This window comes from Nocardia sp. NPDC056064, from assembly GCF_042266925.1.
Lineage (GTDB): Bacteria > Actinomycetota > Actinomycetes > Mycobacteriales > Mycobacteriaceae > Nocardia.
Map to the genome: position 1 here is coordinate 1,908,920 of NZ_JBHJWO010000001.1, position 17,605 is coordinate 1,926,524.

The following is a 17,605-nucleotide window of genomic DNA, read 5'->3' on the forward strand; positions in this document are numbered from 1 at the left end:
CCGGCTTACATTCCGGCCGGTCTTGCGGTAGTCCGATATCGCAACGCGTTTCATCTCGCCGACAGGGGTATCTCACATATGTCCGACGATCCGGACCTCACCGCGCAGCAATCGCTCACGGTCACCGAGCGCGATCTCGACCAGCTCGCCGAGCAGTTGTCGCAGTGGCTGTCCGGCAGGGTCGGTGCGGACGCGCCGCCGGCGGTCAGCAACCTGAGCAAGCCGTCGACCGGCGGGATGTCGAGTACCACCATCCTCTTCGACGCCGCGTGGACGGTCGGCGGCGAGGCCGACGGCGGGTCCTTCGTGGCGCGCATGGCGCCCGAGGACGGTTCGTTCCCCGTGTTCCAGTCCTATGACCTGCCGTTGCAGTACCAGGTGATGTCGGGTGTGGCCGAGGCCGCCGAGGTCGCGGTGCCGCCGCTGCGCTGGCTCGAACTCGACGAGTCGGTGTTCGGCACCCCGTTCTTCGTGATGGAGAAGGTCGAGGGCCGCGTGCCCGCCGACAATCCCCCCTACGTGTTCTTCGGCTGGGTCTTCGACGCCACGGTCGAGGAGCGCGCGCTGATCGCCGACGCCACCGTCGAGACCATCGCCCGGGTACACGCCATCGACAACGCCGCCGAACGCTTCCCGCTGCTCGACGGCGAGGGCTCGGCGCTGCGCAGGCACTTTGAGGCCCAGCGCGCCTGGTACGCCTGGGCACTGACCGACGACGGCGTGCGCATCCCGCTGATCGAGCGCGCCTTCGACTGGCTCGAGGCGCACTGGCCCGCCGAGACCGGCCCCGAGGTGCTGAACTGGGGCGACGCGCGCCCCGGCAACATCCTGTTCGACGGCTTCACCCCGGCCGCCGTGCTGGACTGGGAGATGGCCACCCTGGGCCCGCGCGAACTGGACCTGGGCTGGGTGATCTTCATCCACCGCTTCTTCCAGGACATCGCCACCCGCTTCGACCAGCCGGGCCTGCCCGACTTCCTGCGCAAGGACGCGGTCGTCGCGAAATACGAAGAGCTGACCGGACATGCGGTCACCGACCTGGACTTCTACATCGTCTACGCCGCGCTGCGCCACGCCATCGTCATGGCGCGGATCAAGCGCCGCATGATCCACTTCGGCGAGGACACCGTGCCCGCCGAGCTCGACGACTACGTCATGCACCGGCTCAGCCTCGAGGCGCTGCTCGACGGCACCTACGAGTGGGACTGAAGGAGCACCTCATGAGCGCGATCATGCCCGTCCCGCTGGACGAGTACCCGGTCCATCAGACGCCGCTGTCGCTGGCGCGGGTGGCCACCAGCGACCGCAACTTCTACGACCGCTACTACTTCAACGCCTTCGACCCGGCCGGTGACACCATGCTCATCACCGGGTTCGGCGTGTACCCGAACCTGGGCGTGGTCGACGCCTTCGCCACCGCCCGCCAGGGTGACACCCAGCGTGCGGTGCGCTTCTCCGACGCGCTCACCTCGCGCGATCTGACCACCGCGGTCGGCGGCTACCGGATCGAGGTGATCGAGCCGCTGCGGAAGCTGCGGGTGGTCTGCGAGCACGAGGATCTCGGCTTCGACCTCACCTGGACCGGCGCGCAGCCCGCCGTGCAGGAGCAGCCGCACCTGATCCTGTCCGGCACGCGGCCGATCATCGAGGCCTCCCGCTTCGCCCAGTTGGGTTCCTGGGAGGGCACTCTCGCCGTCGACGGGCGCGACTACACCGTGGACCCGGCGGTCTGGACCGGCAGCCGGGACCGTTCCTGGGGTATCCGCCCCTCGGGTGAACCCGAACCGGCGGGGCGGCCCGCCGACGGCATGGGCGGGTTCTGGTGGCTGTACGCGCCGCTGCGCTTCGCCGAGTTCTCCATCGTGGTGATCGTGCAGGAGGAGCCCGACGGCACCCGCACGCTCAACAACGCCGTGCGGATCTGGAACGACGGCCGCAAGGAACAGCTCGGCTGGCCGCGCATGCACTGGACCTACGAATCCGGCACCCGCCACCCCAGGTCGGTGCGCCTGGATCTCACCACCGCCGACGGCAAGCCGCTCGAGGTGGAGATCGAATCGCGCCCGGGCATCGCCCTGCACGTCGGCTGCGGCTACGGTGCCGACCCGGACTGGACCCACGGTCGCTGGATGGGCGAGAACTGGTCGCTGTCGAGCTCCTACGACCTCACCGACCCCGCGATCATCGGCCGCACCCCCTACGGCGTGATCGACCACATCGGCTACGCCCGCTGCGGCGACGCCGAAGGCTGGGGCCTGTTCGAGCACGCCTCGATGGGCCGCCACGACCCCACCGGTTTCGCCGATTGGACCTCGGTCGCCCCCTGACGACCGGGTACTTCTCGTGTGAGAGGAAAGGCGCCGCCGCGACAACGAGGTCGCGGCGGCACCGATTTCCCTAGCGGGTTTCCCTAGGCGGCTGTGGCGAAGTCCGCCAGCAGCGACGGCACGGCGGCATCGAATCCGGCGACGTCGAGCATGCCCGCGTCGTCCGGGTCGGCGATGCTGAACTTCGTCGCCGTCATCCCGACCACCACCAGCTTGGCCCGCGGGTTCACCTCGCGGCGATACCGGGCCAGCGCCTGGTGCGGGTGCACCGTGCCCGCCCAGGTCTCGCTGTCGGTGTAGATCGAGAACACATCCACCTCGATGCCCTTGTCCAGCGCGTGCAGAATGGGCAGCGAGCAGTCGGTGCCCCCGAACGGCAGGCCCGAGACGGTGCGCACCGCGTCGTCGAGCCGCTGCCGCGGCGAGATCGCCAGCTGGGTGAGCCCCTTGGCGCCCCGCCAGTTCTTACCCGCCGAGGTGAACCCGACGATCTGGTGTCGCGGCTCGGTGCGGGCGGTGACCAGCGCGAGCGCGGCCGAGGCCTCCCGCGCGCTGAGCGGCAGGCCCGAGATCTGCACGCCCATCGAGCCGGAGACGTCCAGCGCCAGCAGGTGCCGCAGGCCGGTCGGCTCCACCGTGCCGAAGGCGGCGTAGAACGCGGCGTCGAGGGCGTCCACGACCGGGGCCGAGGGCGTCCAGGTGCCCGCGCCCCTGGCCGAACGCCCACTCGCGTAGGTGCGCTGGGCGATCAGCACCGCGACCGGGTGCACGCGGGCCGTGCGCAGCCGGTCCGGGTCGGTCAGTTGCGCGCAGATCGCGGCCGTGCGCGGCGCGAGCGGGTCGAGCAGACCCAAGCGGGTCAGGCGCGGCAGCTGACGCAGCAGCGCGGTCTGCGCAAGACCGTTGTCCAGCAACGCTTCCCACACCCCGGCCGAGTTCAGCGCGGCGTCCGGCAGCATCTCCCAGCTCAGCCGGTAAGCGCGAACCAGTTCGGGTACCTGCTCGACCGGCGCGTTCCGGGCGCGCTGGAAACCCTCGACGAGCGCGAGCCCGTCCAGCGCCGGGGTGCGGCCGCAGATCCAGTCGAACAGGCGGCGGCGCTCGTCCTCGGTGGTCGCCGGGTGCGCGAGCCGCAGCAGGTCGCGGTGCGACCAGCCCTCCCGCTGCCGGTACTTGACCACCTGGAAGGCCAGGGCGTCGACCGGCTTGTCGAGGTACCAGTCGGCGACCGCGCGCTGCAACCCACGACCCCAGCCGCGGAACTGCTCGGCGTAGCCGGCGAACAGGAACAGGTGGGTGCCGGTGCGCGCGACCAGCGGCAGCGCGGCCAGGGCGGCACGGCGGCCTTCGAGGTCGCCGACCGAGGCCGCGGCGGCCAGCGCGAACAGTGCCGGGTTGGCCCGCGGCGCCCGGCCGGAGGTCGAGATCTCGACGATCTCGCGCACCAGCTCGGCGGTGTGCTCGCGGGCGTATTCCAGGACGAATTCGGCGTTGTCCGCGGTGAGGGCGGCGGCACAGACGTAGTACGTTCCGGATTCCGTGCCGAGGGTGAGGAACCGGCGCAGCCGTGCCTGCGGAGTGATCTCGAAGACGAAACCGCCCGCGTCGCCGAGTACCTGCCGAGTATCGGCGCGGGAGGTCTGCGGTGCGCCACGAAGAGAGATGCGCGACAGAATGTTCATGGTTCCTCCGATACGTCGACCGGCATCGTGGTGTCGGCCCCGGGGCCCGAGGCATGGATGTGGTGGCCGAGCGGACGGACATGTGTATGTTCGGCCGGACAACGGAAATCGCTTTCCGCCGCGAGAGTTGAACCCGCTCGACCCGAAGGTCTTTACCGATAACCGACCGAGTCCGGTCCGTCCTGCTCAGCGACCGGGCAGCAGTGGCACGGCGGACGTGTGTGTTCCGACCGGAAGGTGCTCTACCGGACTGAGCTACCGTCACCTCGCGATGGCGGGCGGGATTCGAACCCGCGGCATCCCCGTCTGAATCGGTAACCGATCGAATCCGGTCCGCCGTGCGACTGCTGAACAGAACGGTACTGTGCGGTGCCGATCCTGCCCACCGAATTAATTCCGGCCCTCGCGCGCGGTCGCCGCGGCGACGACGATGCCGTCGACAACCGTTCTCGCGCAGACGAGTTCACCACCGGCGAGCAGGGCGGCGGCTTCGGCCACGCCGGCGGCTCCGATCGCCCGCATAGTCCGGTCCGATCGGTGCCGCACCTCGACCCCGGCCAGCCGGTCCGGGGTGAAGGTCACCAGCGGCACGGCCAGGGTCTCGGCGGCGGCGCGGAGGCCGGTGTCCTCGGCGCGCCGGTCGAGCGTCGCCACGACGACGATCCGGGCGTCGGTGATCACCGAGCGGATCGCGCGGAGGATGTGCGCCGCGCCGGTGCCGGGCCGGAGCCCGATGCCGACCGCCACTTCCAGGTCGGTCGAATCGCTCGGCCCGCGCGTCCGTTCGCTGGGCGGCGGGCCGGTCACTGCCGGCCGAAGCGCCGGGCGGCGTCGACGAATCGGGTGACGGCGTCAGGGTTTCCGGCGGGGTGGGTGTGCAGGTAGGAGGCGTGGACCTGGCGTGTCACGGCGCCTTCGGACATGGAGCCGGGGGCGCGCCAGCCCCAGGCGGCGGGTTCGGGGCCGGTGCGGACCAGGCGGGTGCGGTGGAATTCGTGGCCGCGGACGCGGGTGCCCGCCCGCCACAGGGCCGAGTCGTGCAGGGCGACGGCGTCGCGGTAGCCGAGGGTGAGGCGGGGGCCGAATTCGGCGGTGGCGTCGAGGACTCCGGCCATGGGGTGGCCGTCGAGGGAGGTGGTCAGGTAGAGCAGGCCCGCGCATTCGGCGTGGATGGGCAGGTCGCGGGCGGCGGCGTCGGCGATCTGGGTGCGCAGCCGCTCGTTGGCCGAGAGGGCACCGGCGTGTTCCTCGGGGAAACCGCCGGGCAGGACCAATCCCGCGGTGCCCGAGGGGAGTTCGTCGTGCAGGGGATCGAAGACGGCCACCTCGGCGCCCGCGGCCAGCAGCAGCTCGCGGTGTTCGGCGTAGCCGAAGGTGAACGCGGGGCCACCGGCCATGGCGATCACCGGCTTCCCGGCGGCATCGTCGGCGGGATGGCCGGGGACGACGACCAGGGGCTTGGGTGGCTCGTGGAAGACCGGCGCCTCCAAAGTCGAGGTCGACGACAGGAATTCGTCGATCGCCGGGGCGCCCGCCACGACGGCCAGCGGCTTCGCGGGGTCGGCGCTCGCGGGCCCTTCCGCGACGGGTGGCGGTGCGGCAGGCGGGTGCGCGGCGTCGGCCAGGGCGGCCAGTTCCGTCGCCGGGTCCCAGGCGGGCCCGTGGACCGAGCCGCCGGCGAGCGCGACGACGGCGGGCAGGTCGACGTGGGCGGCGACGAGTTCGGTCATGGCGTCGACCGCGTCGACGGCGGCCCTGCCGTGTTCGACGGCGGGGATGAGGCCGAGATGACGGGAGGGCACCTCGAGTTCGGCCATGCGGGGCAGGGCGCCGAGGACCGGGAGACCGACCCGGTCGCAGGCGGAGCGCAGGACCTGTTCGTGACGTTCGCTGCCGACCCGGTTGAGGATCACCCCGCCCAGCCGCACCGAGGCGTCGAAGGTCGCGAAGCCGTGCAGCAGCGCGGCCAGGCTCTGGGAGTGCCCCCGCGCGTCGACCACGAGCACGACGGGTGCGCCGAGCAGCCCGGCCACCTGGGCGGTCGACCCCTCCGCCACGGGCTCGACGCGCTGCTCGTCGATGCGGCCGTCGAACAGCCCCATCACGCCCTCGACGACGGCGATGTCGCAGCCCCGCGTGCCGTGCCGGTACAGCGGGACCACGCGGTCCTCCCCCACCAGCACCGGGTCGAGATTGCGGCCGGGACGGCCCGCGGCCAGCCCGTGATAGCCGGGGTCGATGTAGTCGGGCCCGACCTTGAACGGCGCCACCCGATGACCCGCCCGCCGCAGCGCGCCGATCAGGCCGGTGGCGAGGGTGGTCTTGCCGCTGCCCGACGCGGGCGCGGCGATCACCACGGCGGGTGCGCTCACCACAGCGCCGCCGCCCGCAGCCCTGCAGCGTTCACCATTCGATGCCGCGCTGGCCCTTGCGGCCCGCGTCCATGGGGTGCTTGACCTTGGTCATCTCGGTGACCAGGTCGGCGGCCTCGATGAGCGCCTGCGGCGCGTCGCGGCCGGTGATCACGACGTGCTGGTTGCCGGGGCGGTGCGTGAGGGTCTCGACGACCTCGTCCACATCGACCCAGCCCCACTTGAGCGGGTAGGTGAATTCGTCGAGCACGTAGAAGCGGTGCTGTTCGGCGGCGATCCGGCGGGAGATCTCCTGCCAGCCCGCCAGCGCGGCGGCGGCGTGGTCCTCCTCGCTGCCCTGCTTGCGGGTCCAGGACCAGCCCTCACCCATCTTGTGCCATTCGACCGCGCCGCCCGCACCGGTCTGCTCGTGCAGCGTGCCGAGGGTGCGGAAGGCGGCCTCCTCGCCGACCTTCCACTTGGCGCTCTTCACGAACTGGAAGACCGCGATGTCGAAGCCCTGGTTCCAGGCCCGCAACGCCATCCCGAACGCGGCGGTGGACTTGCCCTTGCCGGGGCCCGTGTGCACCGCGAGCACCGGCTGATTGCGTCGCTGCCGGGTGGTCAGCCCGTCTTCGGGGACGACCTCCGGAACACCTTTGGGCACAGGGAACTCCTCTTCTCGGCACACTGCTGCGGGCCGTCCGGCCGGGCCGGTCCGCCACTCTTTCTATCAGGGCGCGACCGGCGCTCTCGCTGTCGCGCCCGCCCCGGGTCGGGGACCCGCTCAGGCCGCGCGGGCGGTGGTGCCGCGCACCACCTCGGCGACGGTCTCGCCGGTGAGCTCGTCCAGCCGCAGGTAGCGGGCGCGCAGGTCGCGCGACAGTTCGGCGGCGAGGCCGAGGCGGATCATGCCGCGTTCGCAGTCGATGACCATGGCGGTGTGGCCCTCACCGGCCAGCAGGCGGGCGGCGGCGCGGGCACGGGGCAGCGGGTCGACGCCGCCGGTGGCGCGGCCGTCGGTGAGCAGCACCAGCATCGGGCGGCGGCGCGGGTCGCGGACGTGTTCGCGGGCGATCACCTCGCGGGCCTTCAACAGCCCGGCGGCCAGGGGCGTCTTGCCACCGGTGCGCAGCCCGGCCAGGCGCCGCACGGCGATGTCGACCGAGGAGGTGGGCGGCAGCACGAGTTCGGCCTCGCTGCCGCGCACGCTGATCACGGCCACCTTGTCGCGGCGCTGGTAGGCGTCGCGCAGCAGGGTGACGATGGCGCCGGTGACGGCGGTGAGCCGGTCGCGCGCGGCCATCGACCCCGACGCGTCGACCACGAACACGACCAGGTTGCCTTCGCGCCCTTCGCGATACGCGCCGCGCAGGTCCTCGGCGGCGAGCGCGAGCGGGCCGCTGAACCGGCCGCGCTCGAATTGCCGTGGGGCGGCGGCGAAGACGGTGCCGAGCAGGTGCAGGCCGGTCGAGGTGTCGGTGCTGGGGCGGACCATGCGGCCGGTCCTGGTCTGGGCGCGGGAGCGGCGGCCGGGGGCGCCTTCGCCGATGCCGGGGACCTCCCAGCGCGGGGCGCGCTCGGACGCGGAACCCGGTGTGCCCGAGACACCTTCGGCGGCGGGGCGGGAGCCGCCGGGACCGCCACCGCGCGGGCCGTCGTCGGGACCGTCCGGGCCGCCCTCGGGACCCCGGTCGTCGGGGCCGTCCGGACCTGACTCGGGGCCGCGATCGTCGGGGTCGTCGCTGCCCGGGTTCGCCTCCTCGGGCCGCTGATCCGCGTCGGGCGTGCCGCCCGACTGCCCGTCGGGGCGGGACCCGTCTCCGGTGCGACTCTCGGCGCCGCCGTCGGGGGTCTGCTCGCCGTTCGGGTCCCGCGGGGCGTCGTCGAGCGAGTCCTCGTCGAATCCCTCCGCAGTGGCGGCGTGTTCGACTTCATCGGCCGCCGCCCGCATGGCCTCGTCGAGCTGTTCCTCGCTGATCCCCGGCTCGTCGAACGGGTCGCGCCTGCGCCGGTGCGGCAGCGCCAGTTCGGCGGCGACGCGCACATCGTCCTCGGTGACGCGGTCGCGGCCCTGCCAGGCGGCGTGCGCGGTGGCCGTGCGGGCGACCACGAGGTCGGCGCGCATGCCGTCCACGTCGAAGGTCGCGCACAGCGCCGCGATCCGGCGCAGTTCGGTGTTGTCCAGGCCCACCTGGGGCAGGTGGTCGCGCGCGGTCAGAATGCGTTCGGCGACAGCCCGATCGGCGTCGAGGTAGCGGGCGGCGAATCCGGCCGGGTCGGCCTCGTAGTCCAGGCGCCTGCGCACCACGGCCATGCGGGTGTCGACCTCGCGGGAGGCGGCCACGTCGACGGTGAGGCCGAAGCGGTCCAGCAGCTGCGGCCGCAGCTCGCCCTCTTCGGGATTCATGGTGCCGACCAGGACGAACCGCGCGGGATGCGAATGCGAGACGCCGTCGCGCTCCACGTGTACCCGGCCCATGGCGGCCGCGTCGAGCAGCACGTCGACCAGGTGGTCGTGCAGCAGGTTCACCTCGTCGACGTAGAGCACGCCGTGGTGGGCCGCTGCCAGCAGGCCGGGCCGGAAGGCCTGTTCGCCGTCGCGCAGCACCCGCTCGAGGTCCAGTGAGCCGACCACCCGGTCCTCGGTGGCGCCGACCGGCAGTTCCACCAGCCGCGCGGGCCGGGCGCCGGTCTCGTCGACCACCGGCGGCAGCAACTGCGCCAGCGCGCGCACCACCGTCGACTTGGCGGTGCCCTTCTCGCCGCGCACCAGCACGCCGCCGATCCCGGGGTGCACCGCCGACAAGATCAACGCCAGTTGCAGCCGCTCCTGCCCGACGACCGCGGAGAAGGGGAAGCCCGCCTCACCCACCGATCGAGCGGCAGCGTGCGGACCAGCGGCGACATCAGCGAAACCAGGCACCCCTCAACTCTAGGCCCGCCCCCGCCACGCCTCGTCTCCGGGCATCGGCCCCGCTCCCCGGCCTCACGGCGGCGGCGGTGTGTCAGCCTCGGCGCATAGGGGTGTGCGGGATGCCGTCGTCGAGGAATTCCGGGCCGTCGACGGTGAAGCCGTAGCGGGCGTACATGCCGACCAGGTGCGATTGGGCAGCCAATCGCACTGTCGCCGTGCCGGTTTCGGCGAGCGCGGCGCGCATCAACCGGGTGGTGTGGCCGAGCCCGCGCGCGGCCGGGGCCAGGCAGACCCGGCCGATGCGATAACCGTCATGCTCCTTCAGCAGGCGCAGGGTGCCGACGATCGCCTCGTCGTCCGCCAGCCAGAGATGCCGGGTCGACGGCAGCAGATCACGCCCGTCCAGCTCGGGATAAGCGCAGCCCTGCTCGACGACGAACACGTCGACGCGCAGGCGCAGCAGTGCGTACAGGGTGGTGGCGTCGAGGTCGGCCGCCCGGCAGGCGCGCAGCTCGACCGTCGACGCCACGGGTCACACCTGGGCGTAGCGGACGGCCTCCGGCTGGGCGGTCGCGACATCGCCGTCCAGCTTCAGCGACTTGCTGGTCCAGTCCCAGACTTCCTGGAACAGGGCCTGGTTCTCCGAGAGCTTCTGGCCCAGCGACGGGATCAGCTGCGTGAGCTGCGGGGTCCAGTTCGCGTATTCCTTCGGGAAGCAGCGCTGCATCACATCGAGCATGGCGGTGACACAGGTCGAGGCGCCCGGCGAGGCACCGAGCAGACCGGCGATGGTGCCGTCCTGGGCCGAGATGACCGCGGTGCCGAACTCGAGCACGCCGCCCGCGCCCTTCTTGCGGATGACCTGCACGCGCTGACCGGCGGTGATCAGCTCCCAGTCGCGGCCCTCGGCGCGCGGCAGGAACTCCTCGAGCACGCCGACCTTGCCGTTCTGCGACTTGAGCAGCTCGGTGATCAGGTACTTGGTCAGGCCCATCTCGGTGAGACCGACGCCGACGAGCGAACCGATGTTGTTCGGCTTGATCGACTTGAACAGGTCGGCGTTGGAGCCGTCCTTGAGGAACTTGGGGGTCCAGCCGGCGTAGGGGCCGAACAGCAGGCCCTTCTGGCCGTTGATCACGCGGGTGTCCAGGTGCGGCACCGACATGGGCGGCGCGCCGACGGCGGCCTTGCCGTAGACCTTGGCCTCGTGCGCGGCGATCAGCTCGGGGTTGGTCGAGCGCAGGAACTGGCCGCTGATCGGGAAGCCGCCGAAGCCCTTGGCCTCCTTGATGCCCGCCTTCTGCAGCAGCGGCAGCGCGCCACCACCGGCACCGACGAAGACGAACTTCGCGTTGATCGTGCGCGACTTGTAGGTGCGCAGGTTGCGCACGGTGACGTTCCAGGAGCCGTCGGACTGCTTGTCGAGGTCGCGGACCTCGGTGCCGAAGGCGATCTCGCCGCCGGAGTAGCCGATGTAGGCGAGCAGCTGCTTGGTGAGCGCGCCGAAGTCGATGTCGGTGCCGCCGTCGGTCCAGTTCAGCGCGATCGGGTCGGTGAAGTCACGACCCTTGGCCATCAGCGGCAGGCGCGCGGCGAACTCGTCGGGGGTGTCGATGTACTCCATGCCGCGGAACAGCGGGTGCGGGGCCAGCGCCTCGTAGCGCTTGCGCAGGTAGTCGACGTTGGCGGCGCCGTGCACGAAGCTGACGTGCGGGATGGGGTTGATGAAGCCGGCCGGGTCGCCGAGGAAACCGGCGTCGACACCCGAGGCCCAGAACTGGCGCGAGACCTGGAAGCGCTCGTTGATGTCGACGGCCTTGCCGATGTCGACCGAGCCGTCGGCGTTCTGCGGGCTGTAGTTGAGCTCGCACAGCGCCGAGTGACCGGTGCCCGCGTTGTTCCACGGATCGCTGCTCTCCGCGGCGGCGGCGTCGAGCCGCTCGAACACCGAGATCGACCACTCGGGCTGCAGCTGCCGCAGCAGCGCGCCCAGCGTGGCACTCATGATGCCTGCGCCGATGAGTACGACATCGGTCTTTTCAGTCTTCGCAGCGTTCGACACGGGTACTTCGACTTCCTTGTCCTTCTCAGCTACCCACCGGCGGGTGAGTCGGCTTGGGCGCGGGCGCTTCGGGTGGTCATGCGACTCGCGGTGAATCGCCGGGAGGTAGGTTACCCGTCGTTCACCTAAGGCCAATTGTGCACCTCAGCTGTCCGGAGTTCTGCAACCGACCTCCGGAATGTGACGTAAACCAACGCTGCACGTCGCGATGACCGCGCGATAGATTGAGCGGTGTGACGAACGAAACCCTCGGCACCGCCGATCGCACCGACGAGCAGTGGCAATCCGACGTGCTCGGCACCGACTACCAGCAGCGGACGCTGCCGCTGGGACCCGATCCCGACGGCGAGGGCGAGGTGGTGGCCACCCTGGTGCGCTATCTGCCCGCGAACGCCGCCCCCGCGTCCGAGCCGACGGTGCTCTACCTGCACGGCTTCACCGACTACTTCTTCCAGGAGCACGTGGCCGAGCACTTCGCGGCCCGCGGCCACCGCTTCTACGCCCTCGACCTGCGCAAGTGCGGGCGCTCCCGGCGGGCCGGGCAGAGCGCGCACTTCGTCAGCGACCTGTCGCTCTACGACGCCGAACTGAACGAGGCGCTGCGGATCGCCCGCGCCGAAACCGGCCGTGACGTGCTGATCGTCGCGCATTCGACCGGCGGGCTGGTCGCGCCGCTGTGGCTGGACCGGCTCGAGGCCGCGGGCGGTTCCGCGGCGGCGGGCGTGGTCGGGGTGGTGCTCAACAGCCCGTGGTTCGACCTGCAGGGCCCGGCCTACTACCGCACCGTCGGCACCCCGATCATCAATGCCGTCGGCAAGGTGCGTGGCTTCGCCGCCCTGCCCGGCATGGGCGTGAGCACCGCCTACGGCGAGAGCCTGCACCACACCCGCGCCGGTGAGTGGAGCTATGACCTGGACTGGAAGCCGCTGGCGGGCGAGCCGGTGCGGCTGGGCTGGCTGCGGGCCATCCGGCGCGGGCAGGCCCGGCTGCACCAGGGACTGGCGATCGGCGTGCCCGCGCTGATCCTGCGCTCACGGATCAGCAAGTTCGCCCGCGCGCACAGCCCGGCTGTCGACGTGGCCGACGCGGTGCTCGACGTCAAGCAGATCCAGCGCTGGGCGGGCTGCCTGGGCGAGCGCACCACGATCGTGCCGATCGACGGCGCCCGCCACGACGTGTTCCTGTCCTCGGAAGCGGTGCGCGCCAACGCCTTCCAGGAGACCGACAGCTGGCTCGACTGGCTGGCGACCTACCGCAAGTCCTAGCCCGCTACCAGAGGCTGGTGCGCAGCACGATCTCGGTGGCCAGCTCGTGGGCGCCGTCGGTGGCGACATTGTCGACCTCGAGCGGGACCACCCGGAATTCGCCGTAGACGTAGCGGCCCGAGGCGTCGGCGGTGGCGCGGGGCAGGCTCTTGGTCACCAGCATGGTGACCGGGAGCTCCAGCGGCGGACAGGCGGGGTCGGGCACGGCACCGTCGGCGGCGGGCACCGCGGGGTGCCCGTGGTCGGCGACGACCAGGCTCATGAACCGCCCGAACCGGCCCGCGCACACCTTCCACGCCAGCGCGGCACCGGCGCCCCGGCCCGCCACGTTGACATACGGCAGTTCGAGCGCGTCGAGGATCGCGTGCACCCCGGCCGGGTCGAGCCCGGCGACCGACTCCACGACGACGGTCTGCAGGTCGGATTCGTGCAGCCGGGCGCACACCTGGTCGAACACGTCGGCAGGGTCGTCCGCGTCGGGGAGCAGCAGCACGTTGTGCCGCGAGGACGGGCCGTCGACCCGCACTGTCCAGGCCTGGTCACCGACCGTGATCTGCCGAGATTTCATGCCGGTGTACGGTACACGGCCGGGCTGAACACGGCAGCTCGTTCCGCTCCGCCCGGCCGGTCTGTTTCTGCCCGTGTCCTGCGGTTTCCCAATCCAGGAGGCCCGAATTGACAGACCTGTCACAGCCGCGCCGTCCCCGTCCGCGAGGCGATCGCCGGCACAGCGGGTCCGCTGCCGATGCCCCGATCACCCTTCGCCGGCGGACTGCCGCACGGTGATCAGATCGCGCACCGGTGAGACCGTGTGCGGCAGCCACAGCGCCTGGGTGGGAGCGAGGGGTGGGTCGGCCAGCTCGAGTACGCGCACCAGGCCGCCGAGGGCCGGGCCGACAGGTGCGGTCACGAACGCGACGCAGTCGTTGTCGGCCACGGCGGTGACCGGCGCCGTCCCCTGGACGCGGTTGACCACGAAGCGCGGCTCGAACCCGGCACGGCGGCAGGTGCTGAGCAGGAAGTCGGTGTAGAACGAGTGCCCCGGCGGCGCCCAGACGATCACCGATTCCGCGCGCAGATCGTCGATGCGCACCCGTTCGCGCTCGGCCAGCCGGTGCGTGTTCGCCACCGCGACGCGGACCGGGTGGTAGGCGATGATCGCCGAGGCCAGGTCGGCGGGCATCGCCACGCCGCGCCGCAGCGCGAGGTCGATCTCCCCGTCGTAGAGCGCCCCGACCAGCGCGTCGGGGAACATCTGCCGAGCGGTGACCGAGATGGTGGGCAGTCGCGCCCGCACCGGCGCCAACAGCAGGTACACCTCCTCGGAGGTGATGGCCGGGGTGTGACCGATGACGAACGGGCGCGGCGCCTCGACGCCCGCCTGGTGGGTCTGCTCGGCCAGGCTCGCCGCGGCCGCGAGCAGGGCGCGGGCTCCGTCGCGTAACACCTCCCCCGCCGCGGTGAGGCGCAGACGACGCCCGGAGCGGTCGAACAGCGGCACGCCCAGTTGCCGTTCCAACTGCCGGATCGCGGTGCTCAGCGCCTGCTGGGTCAGGTGCAATCGCGCTGCGGCACTGGTGAATCCGGCAGTGTCGGCGACGGCGAGGAACTGCTGGAGTCGATGCAGGTCCAGCGGCCGGTCCGGGCGCGGCGCGCGATCGTCGTCCATGCCTGAAGCCTACCGTCGGCACAAACAGAATTTGTGGATCGGTCAGAAAGTACTGTTTCCCCTTTGTTCTGGACCTGCCTAGCGTTGAGGACATCAGCAAGCGACACCGACGTGAGGAGACAGCGATGGCAGGGGTTTTGACCGGTAGTTCCGCCGTGGTGGCCGCGGGGGCGAAGAACCTGGGTGGGCTGATCAGCGCCACCCTCGCCGAGGACGGCGCCGACGTGCTGGTCCACTACAACAGCGATGCCAGCGAGGCCGACGCCGACAAGACGGTGGCCGCGGCGCAGGCCGCCGGAGCGCGGGCGGTGAAGTTCCAGGCCGATCTGACCGTGCCCGCCGAGGTGGTGCGGATGTTCGACACCGCGGTCGCGGAGTTCGGCGGCGTCGACATCGCCGTGAACACCGTCGGCAAGGTGCTGCGCAAGCCCATCCTCGACACCACCGAGGCCGAATACGACGCGATGTTCGACATCAACGCCAAGGCCGCCTACTTCTTCCTCCAGGAGGCGGGCAGGCGCTTGAACGACGGTGGCCGCGTCGTCACGATCGTCACCTCGCTGCTGGCGGCTTTCACCGACGGCTACTCCACCTACGCCGGCGCCAAGAGTCCCGTCGAACACTTCACCCGGGCCGCGGCCAAGGAGTTCGCCGAGCGCGGCATCACCGTCAACAATGTGGCGCCGGGCCCGATGGACACCCCGTTCTTCTATCCGCAGGAGACCCCGGAGCGGGTGGAGTTCCACAAGTCCCAGGCACTCGGTGGACGCCTGACCCGCATCGAGGACATCGCGCCCCTGGTGGAGTTCCTGGTCACCGATGGCGGCTGGATCACCGGGCAGACGATCTTCGCCAACGGCGGTTACACCACCCGCTGACGTGCGATGTATCGCCGCGGCGCTCCGCTCAGCGGGTGCTGGTCAGCTCGGTGCGGATGACGGGTGGGCCCGTGGGTGCGCCGTGGCGGATCAGGTGGTCCAGGGCGGTGAGGTCGAGGTGTTGTTCGATCAGGTCGGCGAGCAGGTCGAGCTGGGCGGCGCGGGTGTCGGCGACGGAGGTGGCCGGAGACACGGTGAAGCCGGTGCGTCCGGCCCGGGCGGCGACCTCGGTGAGCCAGTGGCGGCGGAACTCGTCGGATTCGAGCAGGCCGTGGACGTGGGTGCCCCAGATCGTCTCGCGCGCACTGCCTTCGGGGGCGCCGTCGATGGTGAGCCAGGCGGGGTCGCCGGTGCGCCGGACGCGGCCGTGATGGATCTCGTAGCCGTGGACGGGGATCTCGCCCGCGTGCCCGGTGACCTGGCGGGCGATCTTGGGGTCGGCGAATTCGATGTCCAGGTCGAGCAGGCCGAGTCCGTCCACGATCCACGGCTGTCCGGTGCCGGAGGCGGAGTGCTCGACGCCGTCGACGATGCGGTGGCCCAGCATCTGGTAGCCACCGCAGATGCCCAGGATCGGGCGGCCCGCGGCGGCGCGGGCGCGCAGGGCCGCGTCGATCCCCTTGGCGCGCAACCATTCCAGGTCGGAGACGGTGGCCTTGGAGCCCGGCACGACGACCAGGTCGGCGGTGGCGAGCTGGTCGGGGCCGTCGGCCCAGCAGACGGCGACGCCGGGTTCGCAGGCGAGGGCTTCGATGTCGGTGGAGTTGGAGATGCGGGGCAGGCGGACGGCGGCGACGGTGAGCCATTCGCTGCCGTGTGGCGAGCCGGGGCGGCCGACGGGGGTGCCCGCGACGGTGCCGAGGGAGTCCTCGGCGTCGAGCCAGAGGTCTTCGGCGAAGGGCAGGACGCCGAGGGTGGGGCGGCCGGTGAGGGCGGTGAGCTGATCGAGGCCGGGTCGCAGCAGGGCGACGTCACCGCGGAACTTGTTCACGATGAATCCCGAAATTAGTTGCTGGTCTTCGGGTTCCAGCACCGCGACCGTACCGAACAGGTGCGCCAGCACTCCCCCGCGGTCGATATCGCCGACCACGAGCACGGGCAGGTCGGCGGCCCGCGCCAGACCCATGTTCGCCAGATCCGTGGCCCGCAGGTTGATCTCGGCGGGCGACCCGGCACCCTCACAGATCACCACATCGAATTCGGCGCGCAGCGAGGCGAGTTCGTCCGCGACCACCTCGCGCAACTGCTGGCGCCGGGTGAAATAGTCCCGCGCCCCCACGGTTCCGACGGCCTTGCCCCGGACCACCAGCTGTGAACGGCGGTCACTGCCGGGTTTGAGCAGCACCGGGTTGAACCGCACGCTCGGCTCGAGCCCACACGCTCGCGCCTGGAGAGCCTGCGCCCGCCCGATCTCCCCGCCGTCGAGGGTGACGACGGAGTTGTTGGACATGTTCTGCGCCTTGAACGGCGCCACCCGCACCCCGCGCCGCGCCAGCATCCGGCAGATCCCGGCCACCACAACGCTTTTCCCCGCGTCGGAGGTCGTCCCGGCGATCAGCAGCGCCCCGCGCAGCGCGGCCCCGCTCACGGCAGGGTCAGGATCTCAGCGCCCGTCTCGGTGACGACCAGGGTGTGCTCGAACTGGGCAGTCCACTTGCGGTCCTTGGTGACCACGGTCCAGCCGTCGTCCCAGATGTCGTAGTCGATGCCGCCGAGGTTGATCATCGGCTCGATGGTGAAGGTCATGCCCGGTTCGATGACCGACTCGATGTTCGGCTGGTCGTAGTGCAGGATCACCAGGCCGCTGTGGAAGGTGGGGCCGACACCGTGGCCGGTGAAGTCGCGGACCACGCCGTAGCCGAAGCGGTTGGCGTAGGCCTCGATGACCCGGCCGATCACATTGAGCGCCCGGCCCGGCTTGACCGCCTTGATCGCCCGGTTGGTGGCCTCCTCGGTGCGCTCGACCAGCAGGCGCACCTCCTCGTCCACATCGCCGGCCAGGAAGGTGCGGTTGGTGTCGCCGTGCACGCCGTGGATGTAGGCGGTGACGTCGATATTGACGATGTCACCGTCCTGGATCACCGTCGAGTCGGGGATGCCGTGGCAGATGACCTCGTTGAGCGAGGTGCAGCAGGACTTGGGGAAGCCCTTGTAGCCGAGGGTGGAGGGGTAGGCGCCGTGGTCGCACATGTACTCGTGCGCGATGCGGTCCAGTTCGTCGGTGGTGACGCCGGGCGCCACCGCCTTGCCCGCCTCGTCGAGCGCCTGGGCGGCGATCTTGCCCGCGATGCGCATCTTCTCGATGGTCTCGGCGGTCTGCACCCAGGGTTCGCTGCCCTCGTTGGCGGTCTTCTTCCACACGTATTCGGGGCGTTCGATGGAACGCGGGACGTCCCGGATCGGCGACTGGGTGCCGGGAACGAGTGGCTGACGGGTGCGCACGGACATGAGCCG

General features: G+C 71.3%; 15 protein-coding genes. 4 read left to right on the forward strand and 11 right to left on the reverse strand.

The annotated features are described in order from the left end of the window. The first annotated feature begins 78 nt into the window (after positions 1-78). On the forward strand, positions 79-1,209 hold the full coding sequence (locus ACFC06_RS08750) for a phosphotransferase family protein (RefSeq protein WP_375929186.1): 1,131 nt from the start codon (positions 79-81) through the stop codon (positions 1,207-1,209). Between the two features lie 11 nt (positions 1,210-1,220). Continuing rightward, on the forward strand, positions 1,221-2,327 hold the full coding sequence (locus tag ACFC06_RS08755; RefSeq protein WP_375929187.1) for a hypothetical protein: 1,107 nt from the start codon (positions 1,221-1,223) through the stop codon (positions 2,325-2,327). Between the two features lie 83 nt (positions 2,328-2,410). Here the strand turns inward: ACFC06_RS08755 and ACFC06_RS08760 are convergent, their stop codons facing one another. The 7 genes from ACFC06_RS08760 to mqo all read right to left on the reverse strand — a co-directional run bounded on the left by ACFC06_RS08760 (position 2,411) and on the right by mqo (position 11,339). Beyond that, positions 2,411-4,009, reverse strand: a complete 1,599-nt coding sequence (locus tag ACFC06_RS08760; RefSeq protein WP_375929188.1) for a TROVE domain-containing protein — start codon at positions 4,007-4,009, stop codon at positions 2,411-2,413. 390 nt (positions 4,010-4,399) lie between these two features. Then, on the reverse strand, positions 4,400-4,756 hold the full coding sequence (locus ACFC06_RS08765) for a cobalamin biosynthesis protein (protein WP_375929189.1): 357 nt from the start codon (positions 4,754-4,756) through the stop codon (positions 4,400-4,402). A 56-nt stretch (positions 4,757-4,812) separates the two neighbouring features. Continuing rightward, a complete protein-coding gene (locus tag ACFC06_RS08770; RefSeq protein WP_375929190.1) occupies positions 4,813-6,381 on the reverse strand; it encodes a cobyrinate a,c-diamide synthase in 1,569 nt (522 codons plus the stop codon). A gap of 31 nt (positions 6,382-6,412) precedes the next feature. Then, on the reverse strand, positions 6,413-7,027 hold the full coding sequence (gene cobO, locus ACFC06_RS08775) for a cob(I)yrinic acid a,c-diamide adenosyltransferase (protein WP_375929191.1): 615 nt from the start codon (positions 7,025-7,027) through the stop codon (positions 6,413-6,415). A 120-nt stretch (positions 7,028-7,147) separates the two neighbouring features. Next, positions 7,148-9,235, reverse strand: a complete 2,088-nt coding sequence (locus ACFC06_RS08780) for a magnesium chelatase subunit D family protein (protein WP_375935327.1) — start codon at positions 9,233-9,235, stop codon at positions 7,148-7,150. Positions 9,236-9,368: 133 nt separating this feature from the next. Then, positions 9,369-9,806: a GNAT family N-acetyltransferase gene (locus ACFC06_RS08785; RefSeq protein ID WP_375929192.1), complete on the reverse strand. Its 438-nt coding sequence runs from the start codon at positions 9,804-9,806 to the stop codon at positions 9,369-9,371. Positions 9,807-9,809: 3 nt separating this feature from the next. After that, positions 9,810-11,339, reverse strand: a complete 1,530-nt coding sequence (gene mqo, locus ACFC06_RS08790) for a malate dehydrogenase (quinone) (protein WP_375929193.1) — start codon at positions 11,337-11,339, stop codon at positions 9,810-9,812. A gap of 233 nt (positions 11,340-11,572) precedes the next feature. On the opposite strand from mqo, the gene ACFC06_RS08795 reads away from it, so the two are divergent. Continuing rightward, positions 11,573-12,604 (forward strand): alpha/beta hydrolase, encoded by a 1,032-nt coding sequence (locus ACFC06_RS08795; protein ID WP_375929194.1) that lies wholly within the window; start codon positions 11,573-11,575, stop codon positions 12,602-12,604. A gap of 4 nt (positions 12,605-12,608) precedes the next feature. Here the strand turns inward: ACFC06_RS08795 and ACFC06_RS08800 are convergent, their stop codons facing one another. Together ACFC06_RS08800 and ACFC06_RS08805 are read right to left on the reverse strand one after the other, a co-directional pair. Further along, on the reverse strand, positions 12,609-13,172 hold the full coding sequence (locus tag ACFC06_RS08800; protein ID WP_375929195.1) for an alpha/beta hydrolase: 564 nt from the start codon (positions 13,170-13,172) through the stop codon (positions 12,609-12,611). 186 nt (positions 13,173-13,358) lie between these two features. Further along, positions 13,359-14,273 (reverse strand): LysR substrate-binding domain-containing protein, encoded by a 915-nt coding sequence (locus ACFC06_RS08805; protein ID WP_375929196.1) that lies wholly within the window; start codon positions 14,271-14,273, stop codon positions 13,359-13,361. A 125-nt stretch (positions 14,274-14,398) separates the two neighbouring features. Between ACFC06_RS08805 and ACFC06_RS08810 the strand changes: the two genes are divergently transcribed. Next, a complete protein-coding gene (locus ACFC06_RS08810) occupies positions 14,399-15,151 on the forward strand; it encodes an SDR family oxidoreductase (protein WP_375929197.1) in 753 nt (250 codons plus the stop codon). 28 nt (positions 15,152-15,179) lie between these two features. Here the strand turns inward: ACFC06_RS08810 and ACFC06_RS08815 are convergent, their stop codons facing one another. Both ACFC06_RS08815 and map read right to left on the reverse strand, forming a co-directional pair. Next, positions 15,180-16,739, reverse strand: a complete 1,560-nt coding sequence (locus ACFC06_RS08815) for a cobyric acid synthase (RefSeq protein ID WP_375929198.1) — start codon at positions 16,737-16,739, stop codon at positions 15,180-15,182. Continuing rightward, on the reverse strand, positions 16,736-17,599 hold the full coding sequence (map, locus tag ACFC06_RS08820) for a type I methionyl aminopeptidase (protein ID WP_375929199.1): 864 nt from the start codon (positions 17,597-17,599) through the stop codon (positions 16,736-16,738). Before map ends, ACFC06_RS08815 begins: the two co-directional genes overlap by 4 nt. Between the last annotated feature and the right edge of the window lie 6 nt (positions 17,600-17,605).

Bases quoted from the DNA above. Each gene is read 5' to 3' on its own strand.
- map (WP_375929199.1), bottom strand. From the start codon at position 17,599: ATGTCCGTGCGCACCCGTCAGCCACTCGTTCCCGGCACCCAGTCGCCG.
- ACFC06_RS08760 (WP_375929188.1), bottom strand. From the start codon at position 4,009: ATGAACATTCTGTCGCGCATCTCTCTTCGTGGCGCACCGCAGACCTCC.
- ACFC06_RS08755 (WP_375929187.1), top strand. From the start codon at position 1,221: ATGAGCGCGATCATGCCCGTCCCGCTGGACGAGTACCCGGTCCATCAG.
- ACFC06_RS08805 (WP_375929196.1), bottom strand. From the start codon at position 14,273: ATGGACGACGATCGCGCGCCGCGCCCGGACCGGCCGCTGGACCTGCAT.
- ACFC06_RS08750 (WP_375929186.1), top strand. From the start codon at position 79: ATGTCCGACGATCCGGACCTCACCGCGCAGCAATCGCTCACGGTCACC.
- ACFC06_RS08800 (WP_375929195.1), bottom strand. From the start codon at position 13,172: ATGAAATCTCGGCAGATCACGGTCGGTGACCAGGCCTGGACAGTGCGG.
- ACFC06_RS08810 (WP_375929197.1), top strand. From the start codon at position 14,399: ATGGCAGGGGTTTTGACCGGTAGTTCCGCCGTGGTGGCCGCGGGGGCG.